The following is a 21,189-nucleotide window of genomic DNA, read 5'->3' as shown; positions in this document are numbered from 1 at the left end:
TGCCATTTTTGCAGTGGCACCACCGTGTCATCTATTCGATTAATAAAAACTAGATAAATGAGAGAGTGATACAGTAGTGACCCAAAAGTTACGTGTACTTGTATGCGGCACAAGATTTGGCCAATTTTATTTAGAGGCTATCCAACATTCGGCGCTTTTTGAACTAGCAGGCATTCTTGCACAAGGCAGTCAAAGGTCAAAACAGTGTGCCAGTGTATATAAGACAAATTTATATACGAATATAGAGGACATACCGCATGACATTGATATTGCTTGCATTGTTGTTCCTACAAGCGTTATGGGAGGTTCGGGCACAGAGCTTGCAATAGCATTCTTGAAAAGAGGCATTCATGTCATATTAGAACAGCCTGTACATTATCAAAATTTAATAGACTGTTACCGGATGGCCAAACAACAGCGTGTTAAGTTCATGGTTGGAGATTTATACGGTCATTTACCCTTCGTCAAGAAATTTATAGAAGCGGCTCAAACGATAATACAGCAAGAAAAGCCTTTATATTTGAATATCGATATGGCAACCCAGGTTTCATTTCCACTAGCTCATATTTTAACAAAACTGCTTGGGAATATTCAGCCCTGGGAGGTAAAGGATACGATTACTGGCAATATGCCGTTTCAATTGCTTTCCGCCATGCTAAAAGATATACCAACAACGATACGAGCACAAAATCAAGTAGATGTTGCTGTCTCTGATAGTTATATGCACTTAATGCATCATATTACATTAGGGTTCGATAGTGGAAAATTGACTCTTTTTGATACGAATGGACCCGTAATATGGACACCTAGAATGCAAATCCCTCCTATTTCGCTAGTTCCAAAAGGTTTGAAACAGAAGGCTTCTCTTCCGCTCACTAGCCCTGTGATAGAGGATTTTGCGTCCAACAATAATGCTACCTATCATGACATTCTGACAAAAACTTGGCCTTCTGCTATTTTACAGGATATTGAAAGATTAGCGAATTGGATTACCCATGATATACATTCGATCGAGATGACAAAAGAGGGGCAGCAGATGATTCAAGCTGCACAGCTATGGAGCGGACTCACGAGTGCCTTAGGTTATCCAAATGATTGTGAGCGAATCCCTCAGCCATTTTTAAATATTGAAAACATAAAATTACAGCTTCGGAAAGAAGAATCGATGGAAGCACGCTATGAGATGCTAACAATGGATGGTGTTCAACAGGCTGTAACAAAATTTAATGAGGTTTGTTTAAAAACGATTCTACTTGAGCTTCAAAAAAACAATATCTTCACTTCAAAGGACAAGATATATCGTGTTGAAGAAATTTCTCAGGCTCTCCAAATCGATGATAGATTTCAATTTATAGTTAAAAGATGGTTAACGGCACTTACGAATCATGGTTATATTTTTTGTCTAAATACAGGCTTTGTTTTAAATTATCCAGTGTTGACTTCAGAAGAGCTAGAGATGGCGTGGCAAGAGCTTAAATCAGTATGGGCGAATCAATTGATGCCTGCCAAAGTCATGAATTACTTTTATAAACACGCTGAACTACTAGGAGATTTAATAAAGGGTAAACAATCTGCTGTCCAGCTGCTTTTTCAAGAGGGTGAGATGGATGTAGCTACATCCTTATATAAGGATACAATGATTGCTTATTTTCTGAATAAAGAAGTCGCCAGCATTGTCACGGCACAGATTGCAATAAAAGATAAGGTAAATATCTTAGAAATTGGGGCAGGAACTGGTGCAACCACAACAGTAGTTATTGAAAGTATTCTAAACAATCAGCTACAAAATAACATGAACTGCTATTTATTTAGTGATATTTCAAATTATTTTATTCATGAAGCAAAGAAAACATTGCAGCACATCAGTTGGCTCGAATTTATGAAAATAGATGTAGAAGATAGAAAGGATCTGTTTTTAGTTGAGAGTAATTCTCAGGATATAATTCTAGCCGCTGGTGTGTTAAACAATGTAAAAAATACAAAGGAAATATTATTGATGCTTCAATCGCTATTAAAAAAAGATGGTTTAGTCATTTTAACAGAAGCAGATGGTGAGTCTATACAAATGTTAATTTCGCAAGTATTTATGATGGAGCCCGCGAATGATAAAAGAATGGAAACAGCCTCTACTTTTTTAACGACTGCACAATGGCTGGAAATTTTTAATGAGGTGGGCTTCAGATGTATTTCGATACAACCTGATAAGGGTCATAAACTATACCCACTAGGACAGCGAATATTTGTTTTAGAAAATACGGAAGGAGAAAGCTGAAATGGATTTGAAAATATGGTTTCCATTCTCATGTGATAATCATAGTGATATCAATGTTTTTTGTTTTCATCATGCCGGTGGATCAGCCTCAAATTATAAAGAGTGGGTAAGTAAATGTACGCAAGTAAATATGTATAGTGTAGAACTGCCGGGGAAGGCAACAAGAAGAAGTGAAGAGCCGATTTTGAACATAAAAGAGGTAAGTGTCAAAATAGCCCAGGCAATTTCACAGATTTCAATAAATAAAAAGGTAGTATTATTTGGTCATAGTATGGGCGCTGCCATTGCATTTGAAGTGGCACACTATCTTGAAACAAATACTCATACACAACTACAACTTTTAGTCGCTGCGAGTCGGCAAGCACCTCACTGTCAGGGTAAGGATAAATATCATTCTGCCATGCCTGATCAGAATTTAATAGAGGAGTTATATCGACTTGGTGGTACACCGCCGTTGCTTTTAGAAAATCAGGAATTTCTAAATTTTGTTATACCATCCATTAAAAACGACTATATCTTGCATGAATCTCATTGCTACAAGGGACAAAAATTGACTACGCCTATTATTGCTCATTTTGGAGAAGAGGATCCAGATCTTTCTACCGCAGACTTACGAAGATGGCAAGAGGTGACGCATCATAACTTTATCCTTCAAAAATTTCAGGGAGGGCACTTTTTCCTTTATGAAATAGAGGATTCTTATTTGCAAAGCTTAGAGGATACTATTATACAAGGCAGTGAAAGCGTAAGATGATCAAGTGCAATCCAATAAATGTTTATTTATATAGAGCAAAACAAGTTCATAAACATAATTCCGACCTTTTTAAACGCTTTCTTCTATTAAAAGAAGCAGGATTAACTGACATTCATTTTCAATATGGTCCATATGGTAAGCCATTTGTCCATGTGCCAGATGTTCATTTTAATATATCTCACTCTGGACAATATCTAGCTGGGGCCGTATCAACTTGTAGCTTTATTGGCATCGATATTGAACAGATTAAACCGATAGATTTTGATTGTATTGATTTTTTTATGAGTGAAAAAGAAATTGCTCATTTTAAGGGAATTCAATTACTGGAAGAAAAGCTAGATTATTTTTATATAATATGGACTCTAAAGGAAGCGTATTCCAAAATGTTGGGTATGGGATTACATATGAAATTAACAGAAATCAGTCTGGATAATCAGCAAATAAAGTCAACATGCAAGGATGTATTTTGTCATTCCATAATGGTTGATAACCTTTATCGGCTATCTCTTATTTGTAGTCAAGAGATGAATATAAATATTGTACACATCACAGAAGATATAATCATACAGGAATTAAAGCATAATCAACTTATCTAAGTAAGGGGAGACTATGGAAAATATTAAACTATCTGACATCCTTAATCATTTTAGCAACAATGATACCTTTTTGAAGACGCCTGAAAGATTATTAGTATTCAATGGGGAGCAAACAAGGTTTCAATTGGCTATGAATGATTCTATAACACTTATAGAAGAAATTAGGGCAATTCAAAAGGAATTTAAAGCACCGATGATTATTGGAGCAATCCCATTTGATCAACGTAGTAAAGCAACGATTATTATTCCAGATACCTTTGTAAATTACCATCACTCCAATTTGATCGATGATTTACAAACTGCAAACCAACCCTTGTCAATAGAGGACAGCATTGATTTACCTAGCAGACTTCAATTTAACGAAATGATTCAAGAAGCAATACATTCCATTCGTAAGCAACAATTTAGCAAAGTTGTGCTTGCAAGATCATTAAAATTTCGTTTACAAGAGGAGCCACCCATCACAGCATGGTTAACGAATTTACTACACAAAAATAAACAAGGCTATATTTTTTCTATTGCCTTGGATAACGCTCAAAATCTGATTGGTGCTAGCCCAGAGCTACTTGTGAAAAAGGAAGGAAATATTGTAACGATTAATCCTTTAGCGGGTTCACGTAAAAAAACCTATGATTTGGTAAAAGATAAGGCTATAGAGAACGAGCTACTCCATGCAGAAAAAGATTTACATGAGCATAAAATTGTTGTGGATTATATTTGTGAGAAATTGGAACCTCATTTAGAAGAAATAGAGTACAATGAAAAACCAGCTATTCTTTATACAGATACAATGATGCATTTATCGACTGTCATAAAGGGAAAAATAAAAAATGATACGACGACTGTTTTGGATGTAGCACAGCTATTACATCCTACACCGGCCATATGTGGGGCACCACAAAAGCCTTCATTAGAGTTTATACAGAAAACGGAGCCCTTTAATAGACGCTATTATACTGGAATTGTTGGCTATATGGATCATTATGGCGATGGGGAATGGGTAATTACGATACGTTGTGCTGAAATTAATCATAGGGATATTACATTATTTGCAGGGGCAGGCATTGTCAATAGCTCTGAGCAGGATAGTGAATATAATGAAATCTCTGCGAAATTTACAACGATGTTACAGGCTATGGGGCTAGCACAGGAATAGTCTGCTTTTAATAAAAGGAGGCTGAGACAAACGTGTTTCAGCCCACAAAAATACCGAACTATCCAATGAAATGCTCATGAAGTGTTTCGGATTAGTTCGGTTTCTCTATTTATCGTTTTTTAGAGATTATTTGGCTTTATGAAGGAACCATTTAGTTATGTCCCAGCACTTCATTTATCTATTGCGGAAGATATGTTTGGCCTTTAAAAGTAAGCTTAGAAGCGGAGATTAAAATTTCTTTATTTTCTAGGAAGTAGGGATCTAGTATTTTGTATAAAGCATCCCATTTAGCTTCAGCCTGCTCCTGTTTTCCATCTTTATCAAGAGTTATAGCTTCTTCATATAATAATTGTATTTGTTTTTTATCTGCTGCACGAATTTCAAAATCAAAGTCAGCGATAAACTCCTCAAACGGAATTGGTTTAAAATACGGGTTGATTACTTCATAAAATTCTCCCCATAGCTGATCGGAAAGCTCAATACTGTTGTCTTTATCTGCTTTTTGAGCTTTTTCATAAATTGTTTTTAGTTTTACGACAACGTCAGCAGGAATGTCTAATTCCATACTCGCCATGTACTCATCAAAGGGAGTAGGTGGATATAGCTCATCTAAATATGGTTGCAAGATTTTATAAAATTCATCAAACTTTTCTTGAGCTTTGACTTCTTTACCTGCTTTCTCAAACTTTACCCACTCTTCATAGATGCTTTTTAGTTGCTTTTTCTCACTATCCTTAATCACAATATTTTTCTCACCGAACCCATATTCATCTATATATTGCTCAAAGGATATTGGCTGCCAACTGGCTAATACATAAGGCTTTGTGATTTTATCCATTGCAGCATACATCTTTTCTACTTCTTCATACTTCTCTTCTTTTTCTAATTTTTTGATTTCAGTAAACATGCTTTCCAATTTCTTTAGATCTTCAGTTGGTATCTCTTTAGGTAATCCTTTTTTATACACATCAAATGTGTAGAATTCAGCATAATCCTTTAATACACTTCCTTCTACAGTAATTTCCTGTCCCTCAACTAAGTTCATTTTTTCAATTTGCTCATCAGAAAATTTGTGAAAACCAATAAAGTAGTTTTTACCGTCTTTGCCTTTTACATCGATCCCATCTCCTACAATATTTTTTATAGTTCCCTTAATTTGTTGTTCGATTTGGATCGTCACATCTTTTGTTGTTTCCTGTGAGGTTGCTCCAGCTTGAAGCGGTGTAAAAACAGCCATTCCTAATGTTAGTGCAGAAGCAATCATCCAAGTTTTTCTAAGTGGTTTTCTCATCAACATGTCTCCTTTTATTCAACTGGTGTTACCAATTATTAGACGTATTGCCATTGCAAAAAGTTTATCTTGTGAACAAAATTAGGAAATACTTTCCCAAAAGCTTTTAATAGAAATGAATCAAGCAGGGGTGAAGAAAATTTACAGGGGAAAAGAAAAAATCCCTAGCTATTTATGAAAACAAATAGCTAGGAATTTTTTTAAATACCTGTATGTTAAATATAATGAGTTGGTTTTTTATTTCCTCTTTCATAATTATCTCTTAGCATTTCTGTAAAGTCCTGAGTTAATTTGGCTAATGATTTAGCATCGACTGAAGGGAAGGAGGGGAGTATTTCAAACAATTCAGGATCAAAGGATATTTTTTTTCCTTTATACGACCCCATTATAATTATTTTTATTAACCCTATTTCGCCTAATCTTTTATAATGCTTACTCGTTACGATTATATCATTTTCAGCATGTAAGTTTAGCCATCTTCTTACTCGAAATTTATTAATGCAACTCACTCCCTTTCCCACAGGAACATAACACTACCAGATTAGAAAAACCCACAATTCGAAAGAAACGTTAAGGTGATTTTCAATTATTGAGGAAGGTAAACCTGACCGTTAAGTGTTAGCTTAGAAGCAGAAATTAGAATTTCTTTGTTTGCTTTAAAATACGGATCTAAAATAGTATAAAAAGCGTCCCATTTTGCATCAATTTTTTCTTGCTCTACTTTTTTATCAAAAGCTAAGATTTCTTCATAAAGCGCTTTTAATTGCTTTTTATCAGCCTCACTCACTTCGAAAGCAAAGTCAGCCATGTACTCTTCAAATGTTTGGGGTGTATAGAAATCATCCATCATACTATAAAATTCAGTCCATAGCTTTTCAGAAAGTTCATCATTTTTATCTTTTTCTGCCCTTTGAGCATCGTCATAGATTGTTTTTAGCTTGGCTAACGTTTCGGCAGGAATAGATAATTCCATGTCTGCCATATATTCTTCAAATGTTTGTGGAGGATAAAGTTTATCTAAATAAGGTTGAAGAATTGTATAAAAAGCTTCATATTTTTCATCTGCCTTGTCTTCTTCAATACCAGCTTTTGCAAGTTTCACCCATTCATCATAAATTACCTTAAGCTGTTTTTTGTCCTCGGCATCAATGACGATATTATTTTCACTAAATCCAAAATCTTGTAAATACTCATCAAAGGATTGAGGCTCCCAGCTAGCTAAGATGTAAGGCTTTGTGATTTTATACATATCCTCATAGATTTTAGCAATCTCATCGTATTTTTTTTCTGCCGCTTCTATAGAGGTATCTTCAAGCACACTAGCTTCTTTTTCAAGTCTTTTAATCTCATTAAATAACTTTTCTAATTTTGCTAGTTCCTCTGCTGTCACTTCTTTTGGTAGATCTCTTTTATAAACTTCGAATGTGTAGAAATCAGAATAACTGTTAACAATGGATCCTTCCACAGAGATTTCCTGTCCCTCTGTTAAATTTAATTTTTCTAATTGTTCCTTAGAAAATTTATAGAAGCTAATAAAGTAATTTTTCCCGTCTTTTCCTTTAAGATTGATCCCATCTCCGTAATTATCTGTAATTGTCCCAGTAATTTGCTGTTCCATTTGAACTGTAGCATTGTTGGGTGTTTGCACGGAAGTAGCTCCTGCCTGAAGTGGTGTCAAAACAGCTAATCCTAATGTTAATGCTGAAGCCATCATCCAAGTTTTTTTAAACGGTTTTTTCATCTTTGGTTGTCTCCTTTATGACTGAAATTGTGTTTCCATTATCTATACGATTTACCAGTCAAAAGGTTCCGTTTTTTTCAAAAAGTTAACATAGTAAGGTATGTTTTAATCGTTGTATTATAGTAATACTAATGGTAGCTTTCTTTTGTAGGGAAAAATTTAAAGTCGATTGGTGGGGACGTTGTGGGGATTGCAGAAGTCTTAACAGTTGTTTTTATAGTATTAAAGCTTACAGATGTTATTTCTTGGTCTTGGTGGCTAGTATTATTGCCAGCCATTATATCGTTTAGCATTTACATAATTATATTGGTGGTGAAGCTAATCATGGTTATTATTGCAGTAGTAGCTGTGAAAAATCGTAAAGAAGTATAGGAGAAAAGCTTATGTAGAAATTTAGTGATACGGGGAAATGCTTATGCTGACTTTTTGATGGGTGAACTGCATGGTAAAAAATAATACCATGCAGTGATAGTTTTATTTTGAAAGCTGGTATGTTTTAACTGCGGGTGGCACATAGGTAGCGCATTTATCTAAGAGTGCCGCAATATTTTCGTCAACTAGCAATGTATCACGATTATGTGCTTGTAAAAATTGCTCATTCTGCATATGGTCAAAGAATGAAATGAGTAAATCATAATAATGATTGATATTCAAAATACCACATGGCTTTTGATGAAGACCAATTTGATTCCATGTATATACTTCGAATAACTCTTCCAATGTACCTGGGCCACCAGGTAATGCGATAAAGCCATCAGCTAGCTCCATCATTTTACTTTTTCGTTCGTGCATCGTATTGACCACGATCAGCTCTGTTAAATGCTGATGGGAGATTTCTCGTTCCTCCAGTAATGTAGGAATAACGCCAATGACCTTACCACCTTCCTGCAGAACTGTATCTGCAACTGTACCCATGATTCCAACACTAGCTCCTCCATAAATTAAGGTAATTTGACGCTTGGCTAATTCCTTGCCAAGTTGAATAGCCCCTTCACGATAGGCCTCTGAAGCTCCAATGCTTGATCCACAAAATACTGCAATACTATTCATATATAGCTCCTCCAAATCAAATCTGATTGTTTCCTCCGATTAACAGGGAATAACACAAATAAATGAAAATCTACCTGTACCTCTCAATTCCATACACCAATCAGTGATAAAAATGTCCACTGATAGAAGTTTCATAGTATAGTATAATTTAATTTTGAGAGGAATGAAATGGAGGACTGAAAATTGAAAATAAATGAATTCCAGCAATGGATAAAGGAATACTATGATACGCGTGGATGGTCTGAATTGAATATTTTTACTCGTATTGGTTTTCTTGCTGAAGAAACAGGAGAAGTGGCAAGAGCTATTCGAGCTTTAGAAATTGGCAGAGACAGACCAGATGAAAAGGTTCAATCGTATGAAGAAAATAAGCAAGAGTTAATAGAGGAGCTTGGCGATGTTTTAGGGAATATTATTGTAATCGCTAATAAGTATGATATTTCCTTAGAAGAAATTTTCAACGCTCATCAAGCTAAGCTAATGAAGCGTTATCAGGATTGAAAGGAGAAATTAGATGGACTATCAAGTTGAAATTTTACAAGAGAAGCACGATGATTTCACTAATTTTTTAAATGCTAAAATTCGTGACTATAATGATGAACATTCACAATACCATCAGGAAAGCAGACAAAAGGGTTCGATACGTCCCTTAAATCTCATCGTCACTGATAATGAGCAACAATGGATTGGCGGCATCACGGCAGAGGTTTATTGGGGATGGGTTGAAATTAATAAGTTTTGGTTTAGTAAAGATTACCGTGGAAAAGGCATCGGTGGACAGTTATTAGACACAGCAGAAAAAACAGCCAAGGAAATGGGCGCAACAAGAGCATTGTTAACTACATATGAGTTTCAAGCACGTACATTTTATGAGCAGAGAGGCTATCAGGTCGTTGGAGAAATTAAAGATTATCCACCTGGTAGTAGTTATTATACAATGGTGAAATTACTTAATTAACACAAATTGTAACTGATTCATAAGGTATATTGATAGAAAGCAATTCTGATTCCGCAACTTTTCTGGACTAAGTGCTTCTACCAAATTCTATGTTAAGTTCCCAGTTGCTACAAATGGCTAAACTTATTCATTTGATGGATATATTTCTTAAAATTGTTAAAAAAAGAACATTATTCAATGTTCTTTTTTTAACTTTATGGAGGTCTTTAAGAGTGTTGTTTAATAAAACTATTTGGAAAAGTATATTTGTAATATACATATTATTGTTACTTAATTTTGTGGTGATTAAGTTCGATGGAAACATTAACCATCTTATCGATACAATACGGACTAATTATAACCGCGGACCAGGTATAAATTTTGTTCCTTTTAGAACAATTGAAACTTATATCAGTGATATGGATTATAGTGTAGCTTTTAAAAATATCCTTGGAAATATCATTCCTTTTATACCTTTGGGATTTTTAATACCCATAGTCTTTCCTTCTCAAAGAAATATAATTAAAACCATGACTAACTGTTTATTAATGATATGTAGTATCGAGATTCTCCAATTAATTTTCTTTTTAGGTAGTTGTGATATAGACGACGTAATACTAAACCAAATAAGTTGTGTTATAGGCTTTATACTATTTATAATTTACAGAAATGTCTTTAAAGAAGTCTAATCCACTCTAATACATAAGAGCTATAAAAATATATAGCTAAAAGATGACTAAAAAACACTCCCAAATGTCAAACTTATAAAAAAGGGGAGATTTCGTGTGTATTCGATGTCGAATTTTAAATTACTTGTTGAAAAGCAAGCAGAGATTGATACTATTTATCAGAATTGTGATGACTTAATACAATCAACGGTAACGCCTAAAATGGACGAGGAAGTTAATAAATTATTAGATGCTATGGATAAAAAATTAACAGACCAAGGCTTTACCATTACTAAGACATCCACAGGATTTATTGCCAAGTATCAAGAGGCTGTTATCAATATTGATAAGCATTCGAAGAATTTGGAGGAATGCTTTTTCGTTAATTTAAATAATTATGCAGAAGATCAAGTTTCCATAGTTTTAGATATGACAGATTCGATGATACCGAAGATATCCAATAATCTTGATGGCTACTCAGAAATTATCGAGCAGATGACGGATAAATTAAAGAAAGCTAAAAGTCTTGAAAAAGCCTGTATGTCACCGAAATTTATTTATAAGACACAGAGCAATATGGTTTTTCATTCTGCTGAGGAAGTTGTTGATCACTATTTTCAATAACAGGAAAGCCACCCCGAAAAAATAGGGTGGCTTATAGTGGAAGTTCTAATGCTTAAATATGCCCGCTACTATATTTAAACTATAAATTTTCTTCCGAAGAATAACATAATCATTGTTAAAATCACGAAATATAGAGGCATTGTGAGTAAGGAGCCATTATGCAAGAGGCTCATGCCAGAAGTTATAAGACTCACTAGCAGGTAATAGCCTAAGCTGAAAATAGCACCTGCTGTACCAATCACATCTTGAAAGCTGACAAGAGCTAAGCTTAAGCAATTGGGCAAAGCAATACCTGCCCCTAATAACATCATAAATATAGTACCTATTATGCTAGTAAATAGTACATAATTAGAAAACGGTAATATACTAACGATTAATTGTAAAATAGCGCCAGCAATCATCACATAGCAGCCTAAATGGATTACTTTTTCAGGCTTAAAATTGATGACGAGTCTTTTAGAAATCATTGCTCCAATAATAGAAGCAAGTGCCACAAAGATGCCAAGAAACCCATAGAGACCTGGAGATATATGAAAGTGCTCAATAAAAATAAATGGTGCCTCAGCATAGTAACTGAATAACAAACCATTTATGCCACCAATCAACAAGCCAAAAACAAGGACTTTAGGAGATGAAAGAATGCGCTTTACAACTGGAATAATAGCGATTCTTTTTCTCGTTGATCTATCTGTTGTTTCAGGAAGCCTCAAATAGGTGTAGATAAAAAGCAACATACTCATTGCAACGAGAACAAAGAAAACGGCTCTAAAGCCAAGTGCTTGATCGACCCAGCCGCCAATGAGTGGTCCCACTGCAGGGGTAAAGGCAATGACGGCAGAAATTTGTGCAAACATCGCATGTCTTCTACTACCAGAAACACTTTCCCGTAAAATTGTTTGCGTAATGATGGAGCCTGTTGCTGCTCCAAAAGCTTGAATAAATCGACTAACCAATAGAAAAGATATTGTTTCAGCGTAAAAACACATGAAACAGCCAATTCCATAAAAAAATAAACCGCCTAACATTGCAGGTCTACGTCCAATAAAATCAGAAAGCCATCCCCAACAAAATACACCTATGGCAAATCCTATAAAATAAATACTTAAAGTGAGCTGTACGGCACTATTTGAAGTATTCAATGCATGCGAAATATCAGGAAGAGACGGAGAATAGATTGTCTCACTAATCTGTGGAAATGCCACAAGTACAATCATTAATAGTAAAGATGGTGCTACATGTTTTTTCAACTTATTGCCCTCCTACAAGCAAAATCTACTTTTTAATGAAAGAGTAGATTAGAGTAGCTAGGGAAAAGGCGGGACCATTATTAGTATACGTTCATAGGATGTCATGTTATCACCTTAATATGCTTGAAGTAGGAGTGCATAGTCATATATAGTATAATTTAACTTTAAATATATAGCAATAATTACTATGAATAGAATAGATTGAAGGAGGGGTTATATGTTTCCGATTTTAGAGACAGAAAGACTTATTTTACGTGAGCTGACACTGGAGGATACAAGAAGCATTTTTCATTGTTTTTCTCATAAGGAAGTGACACGATATTATGGGCAAGAACCATTTACAGAATTTAAGCAAGCAGAAAAATTAATAACGCTTTTTTCAAAAAACTTCACTGAAAAAAGAGGGATACGTTGGGGTATCGAACGAAAAGGAACAAAGGGAATTATCGGTACTGTTGGTTTCAATGTTTGGTCTCCAACACATAAACGAGCCGAAATTGGCTATGAAATTCATCCAGATTATTGGCGAAAGGGCTATACATTGGAAGCGGTAACTAAAGTAATTTCTTATGGCTTTAATGACATGGGGCTAACGCGAATAGGAGCTGTTGTATTTTTAGAAAATGAGGCTTCTAATCAATTGCTTATGAAAATAGGGTTTCAACAGGAAGGAATTCTTAGAGACTATATGTACCAAAACGGTGAGGCATACGTTACATTGATTTATTCCATTTTAAAGGCTGAAGCTCATCATCTTATTTAACGCCATTTATTGGTTATTAAATAGTGATATTGTAGTAGTTTTGTAGATTCATTTTTCGGTTATAGTGCTAATAAGAAGCTAGGTGTTAGGAAAGAAAAATAGGAATAGGTTAGGGGCTTTATACCGATGGAATTACAATATAGTACAGCTTATTTTCAAAAGTTAGATTTGCTAGAAGGGTTATACTTAGGTCAGGCGTCATTAAGAGAAAAGATGCAGACCAAAAATGGAAGCGCTCGTTATGGGGAACGCTTTGAACAAATAGAAAAGGCTATTGTGAAACTAAATAAAGAAATTAGAATATTAGAACGTCACATCATTCAGTCTGTAGATTCGGTTATAGTTTGATCATTATAAAAACAACTCATGCTAATATTTATGAATGGCATGAGTTGTTTATTGTGATTTTGATAAGTTTAGCTTATCGAAAATGATAATTAACATTAATTTTTTTTATGTTCAGAAGAGGTTTACAATAAGAATACAAGATTATCCATATAAATTTTGAAAAGAGTGATGAAGATGGGCATTGATTTCCACAATATGAACAATCAATCAACGTATACAACTCGGTATGCAGATTTCTCATGGATGGAAACGATTAAAAAGCTTGTTCCGTTAGTAAATATTTCTAGAGCTGCTGATATTGGATGTGGTGGAGGAATTTACTCTAAGGCATTAGTAGAATTGGGCGTAACTTCTGTCATTGGTGTAGATTTTTCTAAGGCTATGTTGGTGGGAGCGAGGGAAAATTGTAAGGATTATCATCATATTACATTTAAGCAGGGAAATGCATTGGATACAGGCTTAGACAACAGTAGCTTTCAGGTAATTCTCGAACGAGCATTAATTCATCATATTCAAGATTTAAAGGCATGTTTTCAAGAGGCGTATCGAATATTGGAGGATGATGGAATCTATATTATCCAGGATCGTACACCAGAAGACTGTCTTTTAAAAGGCGATGCCAGTCATATACGAGGTTATTTCTTCGAGTACTTCCCTAAATTAAAGGAGCATGAAATAACGCGTAGACATAGTAGTGAAAAAGTAATGGAAACACTAAAGGAAATTGGGTTTAAGGAGATACAGGAAGTCAAGCTGTGGGAAACAAGAAAAGTCTATGAGGAAAAAGCACAATTACTCCAAGAAATTAGGAATAGAACAGGTAGAAGTATTTTACATGAATTAGAAGAGGAAGAGGTGCAACAATTAGTAAAGCATATAGATGATTCACTGGACACAGACAGTACGATAGTTGAAAAGGATAGATGGACCATTTGGAAAGCAGTGAAATAAAGATAGTTTTTAGGTTTTTTTATCATCGAGGGATAATCCAATCCGTATTTACGATTGATTAACCCTATAATTTTAAATTAGCTCTCGTTTTGCTTTTAAACGAGAGCTTTCACTATTAGTCACCAGCTAGAGTAAGGAGGTAATTGTCTCGATCCTTTTCGTCCTGCATTTTATTATCAACGAGCATCGCACCGTACCATACCTTTGTTCTATCATTATCCACTAAAAATTGAATATTCACTTTCTTTTCTTTATGACTTATTAGACAATCTCCTTTAAACTCTACAACCTTTTGCCCTTTTTGCGTTTCAAAATATACCCAGTATGGATTTTTACAAGCACTTGCCAAACCAGATTCTAACGATTTTTGATTGTTTTCAAAGGAATAATTTTTAACGTATGTAATATATTCATTATCTGTAATGTCCTTTTGTGGACCGTAAAAGTACCAAAATACCCCTAAAATCCCAATTGGCACAATCCATAATATATTCCTCTTGCTTAATTTCCCCATGTTTGCATCCCCCTTTATTAAGCTATTTTATCACCTTTATACCGATTTTTGCTAGTTTACAATAATATTTTCTATTTTTTGTTTTGTTGTAATAGTGAGTCTAAGGGATGATGTGTTTCAATTATATAATACGAGGGTGATTGTTCTACTTTATGAAGGTATTTATGTAATCAATATAATGGCATTGTTTTTCATTCTGCTGTTGCTTGTTTAGAAATTGTTCAGAACAATATGTTATTTTATTAATGTAACATGATAAATGTTATTCATTGCGCAAAAAGATTGGACTCAAATGATGTGAGATTTGAGTCTAATTTTTTTATTTTTAGGAATTTTAACAAGAGCTTCCATTCAATTTTGAGGCAAAATTTATAAAGCTGTTTGAGGTAATTTAGCTATTTAACAACGGAATTCCAAGCATTCAAATGAGACTAAGCTGGTGGAGGGAACTAAAATGGCTATAATCTATCAATTTTCAAAAAGAACATTTCGGGATATAACAAATGAAGGTGTCGTTGACGTAGATAAAGTTACAGCTGATTTTATTGGAAGCGTTATAAAAGTCTACGAACGCAAAGGGACAATAATTGTACATATTAAAGATAAAAAGGTGAATCATGCGAGCATTTCTAATACTAATGGTCAGGTTAAGGAATGGGAAATTAAATATGCAATAGAACAGGTTTTAAAAAGTGAAATTAAAGATGTGTTTGTACATGTCAGTAGAACTGGAGTAATTCATGTATGTACAAAAGAAGACAATACTTTTATCAAATAGGTGCACTCATTTTGCTGTAATCAAAATCTTACATACATATTTGACTATTCTAAAAGATATCGAGAGTAGTTTCCTCGATGTTTGGAGATAGTCTAAAACAATTTAGAAGTTCTTTTTATTTTTCTTATATTTTTTTGCTAACAGNNTACAAAAGAAATCTAATTATAAGGGGAATATTCTAAATGTTAAAAAAGCCGAAGTCCATTACATCACCTAAAAAATTCATAGTGGGTCAAAATTTATTAGAAGTATTACCTAATTACACAAAGATTTATGGTGACCATGCTTATGTAATATGCGATGAGTTTATACTTGAACGAGCAAAGGAAGAAGCTGGTAGGTCTTTTGAAAATGAGGGATTTAAAAGTGAATTTGTGAAATTCAATTATGAAATTACACAAGAAGAAATTGAAAAACACCGAGAGGCGGTAAGACAATCAGGTGCAAATATCATTGTGGGTATTGGAGGGGAAAAAACATTAGATACAGCTAAAGCTACTGCTTATTATGAGCAATTACCTGTTGTAATTTTTCCAACTATAGCTTCAACTGATGCACCATGTACAGCACTCGCTGTTATTTATCATTCTGATGGTTCATTTGATCGTTATTTGTTCTTACCCTCAAACCCAGATATTGTGTTAGCAGATACAATGATATTAGCAGCTGCACCAACACGTTTTTTTGTAGCTGGTATTGGTGATGCTCTTGCTACTTATTTTGAAGCACGAGCATGCTACCGTAAAAATGGTGATAATTTGGTGAATTTAAAGCCAACACTATCGGGACTTGGAATTGCTAAAATGTGTTATGACACTATTTTAGAATATGGTCTACAAGCTAAAATTGCCGTGGATCAAGGAATTACTACGCTTGCAGTTGAAAATACAATTGAAGCGACCATATATTTAAGTGGTGTTGGTGCTGAAGCTGGTGGCTTAGCTGCTGCACATGCAATTCACAATGGAATGACCGCCGTTCCATCCCTTCACCGTGCACAACATGGTGAAAAAGTAGTATTTGGTTTATTAACACAGCTTGTTTTAGAAAGTGCACCGAAAGAGGAAATTGCAACTGTTATTCAATTTATTAAAGAAATTGGTTTACCATTAACCTTAAATGATCTTGGTATGGATGAATTCCGAGAAGATGAATGGAGAAATGTAGCAGAAACTGCATGTGCAAAAGAGGATACCATGAAGAATATGCCACATCCAGTTACTCCTGATGATGTGTATCAAGCAATTATTGCTGCAAATGCATTAGCAGAACATTATAAAAATGAAGTGAACTCCCAAAGTTGATTTTGATGGATATGAAATACAAAAATAAACAAAAAGCATATCTTAGGAGTTCTAAAATATGCCTTTTTGATTTATTTTTTATGCTTGGATTAAGATAAAATTCAAAGGAAAAAGTCCCGTTGAATATGTAGAGATTTTAAAAAAGTCCAACAACAAAGTAAATATATGCTTATAATTCTCGATGAATACAAGAGAAGCTTTTTTTTGAAAGCAGACAATCAAAAAGGGAAACAAGGGGGCGCTTACTTTGCTTGAATGGACTATCGATACATGGGGGAAGCTAATGGGACCTTATGGATCTGGAGAGAACGTACCAATGCTGCTACAGCAGTTGATGCAGGAGTATAACCAAGAAACGGCTGATGAGCTCTTTCAGGAATACTTGTTTCATCAGAACACGATTTATACGGTCACATATGCGGCTGTTCCTTATTTAGCAAAGATGGCTCGTTTGACGAAAGATCCTGAAGTGCAGCGCCATCTTTTTATTACATGCGGCATCATAGAAGCAAGCCGTGACAAGAACGACTCAATGCCGTATCCTACAGCTTGGGCGGAACTCGCTGAGGATGTGGGAGCATCAATCTGTGAGGACATCTACAGTGGATATATTGAGGCCATACGTGATATAGCTTCTTTAAGTGAAGAGGTGGTTACCCACACTGCTCTTGCTCCAATTGATGATATGGAGAAACGTTATATTCTTATCGCAGATTCAGCCTTTCGGGGATCAAACAAAGTGGCGAATATGCTGTTAACATTTACGGCAGGGGATGAGTACATTGCAGTGTGTCAAGAGTGCAACCAGGAAGTATATTTGTGGCCGAATGAAGAGGATGGGCACATACAGGCATTTGCGCAAGACCCTGTGTTTGAAGAAGAACAACAGGCTCAAATAGTTATACCTGCATCTCAGTATTTGGATGCAGATCAAGCGATGTTAGCGGATCAAGTGATGGCGATCGGCGAACAAGGTCTCGCTCGCCATTTGCCATATCTGGCTGGTGAGACAAACTGTCCTTCATGTGGAGTGAACATACCAATTTGGCAAGCACTGCTCTCGATATTTGACTAGTTAGTTAGTTTGCTAGCGTAATGGAAGCGCTGAATTTCTATGGAGGAGTTAGATGAAATGGCAATCCAAGGAAATTTGTAATTTACCGTTTATAAAGCGTTACTGAAGCGGTAATAAGGTAGTATCATAGTTTCTAAAAATCAAATTTAAAAAGAGAAAGATGGAATAAATAGTTAATCTTTCTCTTTTAAAAACTCTAGTAGAATAAACCCACTATGTGAATTATTTTGATTCATCTTTTTCAACAGGATCTATATACTTTGTCTGTTCTTGTAAATCTTTATCACTGTTTGTATTGTTAGTTCCTCTAGTTAAATCGTCAAATGGTGTATACATATTGATGATTTTCTTTTTCTTTATAACAATATTGAATACCCCGAAAATGATTAATCCGATGGACATAACTCCAATTACAACAACAATAGCAGTAATTATTTTCAAAACCCCCTTTGTTGTATTAATTATATATTAACAATATTTTTTGTAGAATAAAAAATAATAACACGCCAAATACCGCCAATGCCAATGGCGGTATTTGGCGTGTTTTATTGTATAGAGCGCCAAAAAAATGGCGGTAATATTTAGTTGAATTACCAAAATAAGTAATGGTAAGATTAGCTTAACAAGCTAGTGAAACCATCTAGATTAAATTTTATATTATAAAAGGTAATGAATATGAAAAAGTTCTATGTGCTTTACTATTAGTAATCTTAATGGGAGTTACCACAAACGCAGGCTTTGCTAAAACAATTGAGCCCGAAAAGAATGATGGTAATTATGAAATAACTGATGAAAAAGTTATTGATCAATAGGAAATTAATGGGAGATTGAAGGTTGTCTTTGATTATCTTAATGAATATGCCAATGACGTAGATTTTAATGGACAAAGTCATTTAATATTTGAGATACCTATTGAAGAGAATATTGTAGTATATGCTAAAATCTNNAATCTCCAATCAAGAAGCATTAAAAGCAAGAGCAATTGGTAGTAGTTCTTATTCTGTAAGTGCAAATACAACATACAATTATACACTTACATTAAATAATATAGTAGGTACTGGAGACACTACAGTATATACTGTAAATTATACTACTGGAGACCCTGTATCTTCAGGGAAAGACGCGTATAGGCTAACTGTTAATAAGGTTTCCATTAAAGGGACTGCCCCTTCAGGTTATAGTTTAGGAAATAATGATACTTGTATTGGTAATACAAACGGTAACCTAATAGTAGATACAGGTGGTTATATAAAATATACACGTGTACTTTGGGCAGATAAAACTGTTAATTTTAATAAAGTTAGTCTTGGTAGTGTTGTAGGAAGCAAAGTGGTAGTAGACTATTCATATGATGTTAACTAAAAATGGATGAAAGTGATGTACATGAAAAATAAAACTATATTAATACTAATCTTATTACTATCCTTAGCTGGTATGATCTATTTTCTTATTGAAAAACAAGCTGTAGCAGGTTCTAACACTCCAAATGTTAAGGTAGAGATGCGCGAAGAATTACCAAATGGAGAGAGTAAGGTTGTAAAGCCCATTTACGAAATTGATGAGCAAATGCAAAATTGGCTCAATAAAAAAGGAGAAGAATTAACGACCAATATTGCGAATCAATTAAAGGTAGATCGTAAGAATGTTAAGTTGGTATTAGCACCTATTGCTACTGGGGAAAATAAAATGTTAGATGTATCTTGTTCGGTTGTCCTGCTTAAGTCAAAACTAGCATTAGGCGATGAAAGGATTCAAAAAGTAGTTGAGGGGATAATCGATGCAATTACTAACCAAACAGATGCACGGGTAACAATTCGTACAGAGAATATTGTTATTACAAATAGTAATAACGAAGTTCTTCATTAAAATTAATCAATAAAGAAGACAGAAAGCCGTTTGAATTGAACCTTGATAATGGACACTTTAAAAAGTGAAATTACTCAGGGTTTTTTTTATTTAGATTAAATCCTACCAAACTATATTTCACCTACATTATTCTTTAATATTTACATTCGAACTTTTAAAAGCTTATGCTAAAATTCGACTTTGACAGAGTTTAACTCAATTCTATAAAGGGTCTTTTACCTTCACAAAATCTCAAGTACGCTAGGCTTCTTCAAACTAGATTGATCGTCCGCTGGAGAAGGACGATCTAATTTTCGCAGAGAATTTAAATACTGCTGCTTCACTCTATGAATCGGGTCCTTTCCCTCATTAGCCTTTCGTATTCCTCCGTTTTTTTCCATCGATTCTCTCACCACATTAATCAAATTTGTTTTATGTTGTCAGGAACATGGACAATCTTTTTCTAATCTGTTCGATTTGTAATAATCTGAGGGTCATTGGCAGGCTCCTCAAAAATTAGGGTCATATTGTTGTGAGTGAATCGATTTATTCTTTCATTTGGGCAAATTCAGTTGTAATAAAGTAAAATTAATTTTTATTTACTGGCTCCTTTCATTTTAAAAAATGTAAAATCGTCTGTTTATTTTAATTGTTTCATTTTCTTTATGCTATCTATCGTTTATATAAGCTCTGTTAAAAAGAAATGTTAAAATTTAAAACAGAAATCCTAGTATAACAGCTTTAAGAACGGATGTTTGGTGTGCGGTGGGTGAGAAGTATTCAGAATTTATTACAACATATAAAAAGAATGGGTGTTTTATTTTCTGGAAATGACAAAAAAATGTCTACCAGAGTTTAATATTTAGAACGACAGTAAAACAAAAAGGGTGGTGCATTGTGAGAAGTAAAGGCTATTTCATAGACAAATACAAAAATCAGATTTATAACGATCAAGCATTAGTTTCAAGTAAACTTTACCCTGATACGCCTACGTTACAGCAACTTGAAGAAATGATTTTTAATAGCATAGTGGAACAGGTATTTATCTGTAACTATCAAACAGAACAGAAAGGCAAGTTAGAGCAATTATCGAAAAATGATGTTAGGTCTGAATGGTATTCGAAGTTTAAAAATAATATTTGCCTTGATGATGAAGCGTATTTAGATGATTTCCCTAATGGATACTGCTTTTTTGTTGAGCTTTGGGAAAGCGAAAAAGGTGCTCCCATTTTGGTGTTATTCCAATGTCATTAAGAGTCCAAAAAGATTAATGAA

Annotated in this window: 25 protein-coding genes; 17 read left to right on the top strand and 8 right to left on the bottom strand. The window is 34.4% G+C overall.

What is annotated here, in order from left to right; genetic code table 11:
• Positions 1–76 precede the first annotated feature (76 nt).
• From B2R82_RS20545 to B2R82_RS20530, 4 genes are read left to right on the top strand one after another with little or no spacing between them, the layout of a single operon-like run.
• Entirely contained in the window at positions 77–2,272 is a 2,196-nt protein-coding gene (locus tag B2R82_RS20545; protein ID WP_286926766.1) for a bifunctional Gfo/Idh/MocA family oxidoreductase/class I SAM-dependent methyltransferase, read from the top strand.
• 1 nt (position 2,273) lies between these two features.
• Entirely contained in the window at positions 2,274–3,026 is a 753-nt protein-coding gene (locus B2R82_RS20540) for a thioesterase II family protein (protein WP_286926764.1), read from the top strand.
• The gene (locus B2R82_RS20535; RefSeq protein WP_286926762.1) at positions 3,023–3,622 is read left to right on the top strand and encodes a 4'-phosphopantetheinyl transferase family protein; all 600 of its coding nucleotides are present in this window, start codon (positions 3,023–3,025) and stop codon (positions 3,620–3,622) included. Before B2R82_RS20540 ends, B2R82_RS20535 begins: the two co-directional genes overlap by 4 nt.
• Positions 3,623–3,635: 13 nt before the next feature.
• On the top strand, positions 3,636–4,778 hold the full coding sequence (locus B2R82_RS20530; protein ID WP_286926760.1) for an isochorismate synthase: 1,143 nt from the start codon (positions 3,636–3,638) through the stop codon (positions 4,776–4,778).
• A gap of 178 nt (positions 4,779–4,956) precedes the next feature.
• On the opposite strand, the gene B2R82_RS20525 is transcribed toward B2R82_RS20530, so the two are convergent.
• The 3 genes from B2R82_RS20525 to B2R82_RS20515 form a co-directional block, all read right to left on the bottom strand.
• Positions 4,957–6,015: a hypothetical protein gene (locus tag B2R82_RS20525; RefSeq protein WP_286926759.1), complete on the bottom strand. Its 1,059-nt coding sequence runs from the start codon at positions 6,013–6,015 to the stop codon at positions 4,957–4,959.
• Between the two features lie 269 nt (positions 6,016–6,284).
• Positions 6,285–6,590 (bottom strand): hypothetical protein, encoded by a 306-nt coding sequence (locus B2R82_RS20520; protein WP_286926757.1) that lies wholly within the window; start codon positions 6,588–6,590, stop codon positions 6,285–6,287.
• A 65-nt stretch (positions 6,591–6,655) separates the two neighbouring features.
• Positions 6,656–7,810: a hypothetical protein gene (locus tag B2R82_RS20515; RefSeq protein ID WP_286926755.1), complete on the bottom strand. Its 1,155-nt coding sequence runs from the start codon at positions 7,808–7,810 to the stop codon at positions 6,656–6,658.
• 183 nt (positions 7,811–7,993) lie between these two features.
• On the opposite strand from B2R82_RS20515, the gene B2R82_RS20510 reads away from it, so the two are divergent.
• Complete coding sequence (locus B2R82_RS20510; RefSeq protein ID WP_054772020.1) at positions 7,994–8,182, top strand: transmembrane Fragile-X-F protein; 189 nt, start codon at positions 7,994–7,996, stop codon at positions 8,180–8,182.
• A 102-nt stretch (positions 8,183–8,284) separates the two neighbouring features.
• Here the strand turns inward: B2R82_RS20510 and B2R82_RS20505 are convergent, their stop codons facing one another.
• On the bottom strand, positions 8,285–8,860 hold the full coding sequence (locus tag B2R82_RS20505; protein ID WP_286926752.1) for a TIGR00730 family Rossman fold protein: 576 nt from the start codon (positions 8,858–8,860) through the stop codon (positions 8,285–8,287).
• Between the two features lie 183 nt (positions 8,861–9,043).
• Between B2R82_RS20505 and B2R82_RS20500 the strand changes: the two genes are divergently transcribed.
• The 4 genes from B2R82_RS20500 (at position 9,044) to B2R82_RS20490 (ending at position 11,089) form a co-directional block, all read left to right on the top strand.
• Positions 9,044–9,361: a MazG-like family protein gene (locus B2R82_RS20500; RefSeq protein ID WP_286926750.1), complete on the top strand. Its 318-nt coding sequence runs from the start codon at positions 9,044–9,046 to the stop codon at positions 9,359–9,361.
• A gap of 13 nt (positions 9,362–9,374) precedes the next feature.
• Entirely contained in the window at positions 9,375–9,818 is a 444-nt protein-coding gene (locus B2R82_RS20495) for a GNAT family N-acetyltransferase (protein WP_286926749.1), read from the top strand.
• Positions 9,819–9,907: 89 nt separating this feature from the next.
• The gene (locus B2R82_RS24120) at positions 9,908–10,486 is read left to right on the top strand and encodes a VanZ family protein (RefSeq protein ID WP_376781205.1); all 579 of its coding nucleotides are present in this window, start codon (positions 9,908–9,910) and stop codon (positions 10,484–10,486) included.
• A 105-nt stretch (positions 10,487–10,591) separates the two neighbouring features.
• Positions 10,592–11,089: a hypothetical protein gene (locus tag B2R82_RS20490; RefSeq protein ID WP_286926747.1), complete on the top strand. Its 498-nt coding sequence runs from the start codon at positions 10,592–10,594 to the stop codon at positions 11,087–11,089.
• A 74-nt stretch (positions 11,090–11,163) separates the two neighbouring features.
• Here B2R82_RS20490 and B2R82_RS20485 read toward each other — a convergent pair whose 3' ends face one another.
• Positions 11,164–12,336 carry a multidrug effflux MFS transporter gene (locus tag B2R82_RS20485; RefSeq protein ID WP_286926745.1) on the bottom strand — a complete coding sequence of 391 codons (1,173 nt, stop codon included), beginning with the start codon at positions 12,334–12,336 and terminating at the stop codon, positions 11,164–11,166.
• A 217-nt stretch (positions 12,337–12,553) separates the two neighbouring features.
• Here B2R82_RS20485 and B2R82_RS20480 point away from each other — a divergent pair, with 217 nt between their 5' ends.
• The 3 genes from B2R82_RS20480 to B2R82_RS20470 all read left to right on the top strand — a co-directional run bounded on the left by B2R82_RS20480 (position 12,554) and on the right by B2R82_RS20470 (position 14,398).
• Positions 12,554–13,099 (top strand): GNAT family N-acetyltransferase, encoded by a 546-nt coding sequence (locus B2R82_RS20480; protein ID WP_286926743.1) that lies wholly within the window; start codon positions 12,554–12,556, stop codon positions 13,097–13,099.
• Positions 13,100–13,225: 126 nt separating this feature from the next.
• Complete coding sequence (locus B2R82_RS20475) at positions 13,226–13,447, top strand: hypothetical protein (protein ID WP_286926741.1); 222 nt, start codon at positions 13,226–13,228, stop codon at positions 13,445–13,447.
• 174 nt (positions 13,448–13,621) lie between these two features.
• Positions 13,622–14,398, top strand: coding sequence for a class I SAM-dependent methyltransferase (locus B2R82_RS20470; RefSeq protein WP_286926739.1), 777 nt, complete (start codon positions 13,622–13,624; stop codon positions 14,396–14,398).
• A 115-nt stretch (positions 14,399–14,513) separates the two neighbouring features.
• On the opposite strand, the gene B2R82_RS20465 is transcribed toward B2R82_RS20470, so the two are convergent.
• Positions 14,514–14,912 carry a glucosamine 6-phosphate synthetase gene (locus B2R82_RS20465; protein ID WP_286926737.1) on the bottom strand — a complete coding sequence of 133 codons (399 nt, stop codon included), beginning with the start codon at positions 14,910–14,912 and terminating at the stop codon, positions 14,514–14,516.
• A gap of 454 nt (positions 14,913–15,366) precedes the next feature.
• Between B2R82_RS20465 and B2R82_RS20460 the strand changes: the two genes are divergently transcribed.
• From B2R82_RS20460 to B2R82_RS20450, 3 genes are all read left to right on the top strand, one after another.
• Complete coding sequence (locus B2R82_RS20460) at positions 15,367–15,690, top strand: hypothetical protein (RefSeq protein WP_286926735.1); 324 nt, start codon at positions 15,367–15,369, stop codon at positions 15,688–15,690.
• A 182-nt stretch (positions 15,691–15,872) separates the two neighbouring features.
• On the top strand, positions 15,873–16,994 hold the full coding sequence (locus B2R82_RS20455) for a glycerol dehydrogenase (RefSeq protein ID WP_286926734.1): 1,122 nt from the start codon (positions 15,873–15,875) through the stop codon (positions 16,992–16,994).
• A 247-nt stretch (positions 16,995–17,241) separates the two neighbouring features.
• Positions 17,242–18,069, top strand: a complete 828-nt coding sequence (locus B2R82_RS20450; protein WP_286926732.1) for a hypothetical protein — start codon at positions 17,242–17,244, stop codon at positions 18,067–18,069.
• 222 nt (positions 18,070–18,291) lie between these two features.
• Here B2R82_RS20450 and B2R82_RS20445 read toward each other — a convergent pair whose 3' ends face one another.
• Positions 18,292–18,510, bottom strand: coding sequence for a hypothetical protein (locus tag B2R82_RS20445; protein WP_286926730.1), 219 nt, complete (start codon positions 18,508–18,510; stop codon positions 18,292–18,294).
• 942 nt (positions 18,511–19,452) lie between these two features.
• Between B2R82_RS20445 and B2R82_RS20440 the strand changes: the two genes are divergently transcribed.
• Positions 19,453–19,935 (top strand): hypothetical protein, encoded by a 483-nt coding sequence (locus B2R82_RS20440; protein WP_286926728.1) that lies wholly within the window; start codon positions 19,453–19,455, stop codon positions 19,933–19,935.
• A gap of 221 nt (positions 19,936–20,156) precedes the next feature.
• On the opposite strand, the gene B2R82_RS20435 is transcribed toward B2R82_RS20440, so the two are convergent.
• On the bottom strand, positions 20,157–20,315 hold the full coding sequence (locus B2R82_RS20435; protein WP_286926727.1) for a hypothetical protein: 159 nt from the start codon (positions 20,313–20,315) through the stop codon (positions 20,157–20,159).
• A gap of 496 nt (positions 20,316–20,811) precedes the next feature.
• Here B2R82_RS20435 and B2R82_RS20430 point away from each other — a divergent pair, with 496 nt between their 5' ends.
• Complete coding sequence (locus B2R82_RS20430) at positions 20,812–21,168, top strand: hypothetical protein (protein ID WP_286926726.1); 357 nt, start codon at positions 20,812–20,814, stop codon at positions 21,166–21,168.
• Positions 21,169–21,189: the final 21 nt, after the last annotated feature.

Source organism: Lysinibacillus sp. UBA6686 (assembly GCF_002455205.1).
In the GTDB taxonomy this organism is placed as follows: Bacteria; Bacillota; Bacilli; order Bacillales_A; family Planococcaceae; genus Lysinibacillus; species Lysinibacillus pakistanensis.
This window is presented reverse-complemented; position numbering and strand designations above follow the sequence as displayed.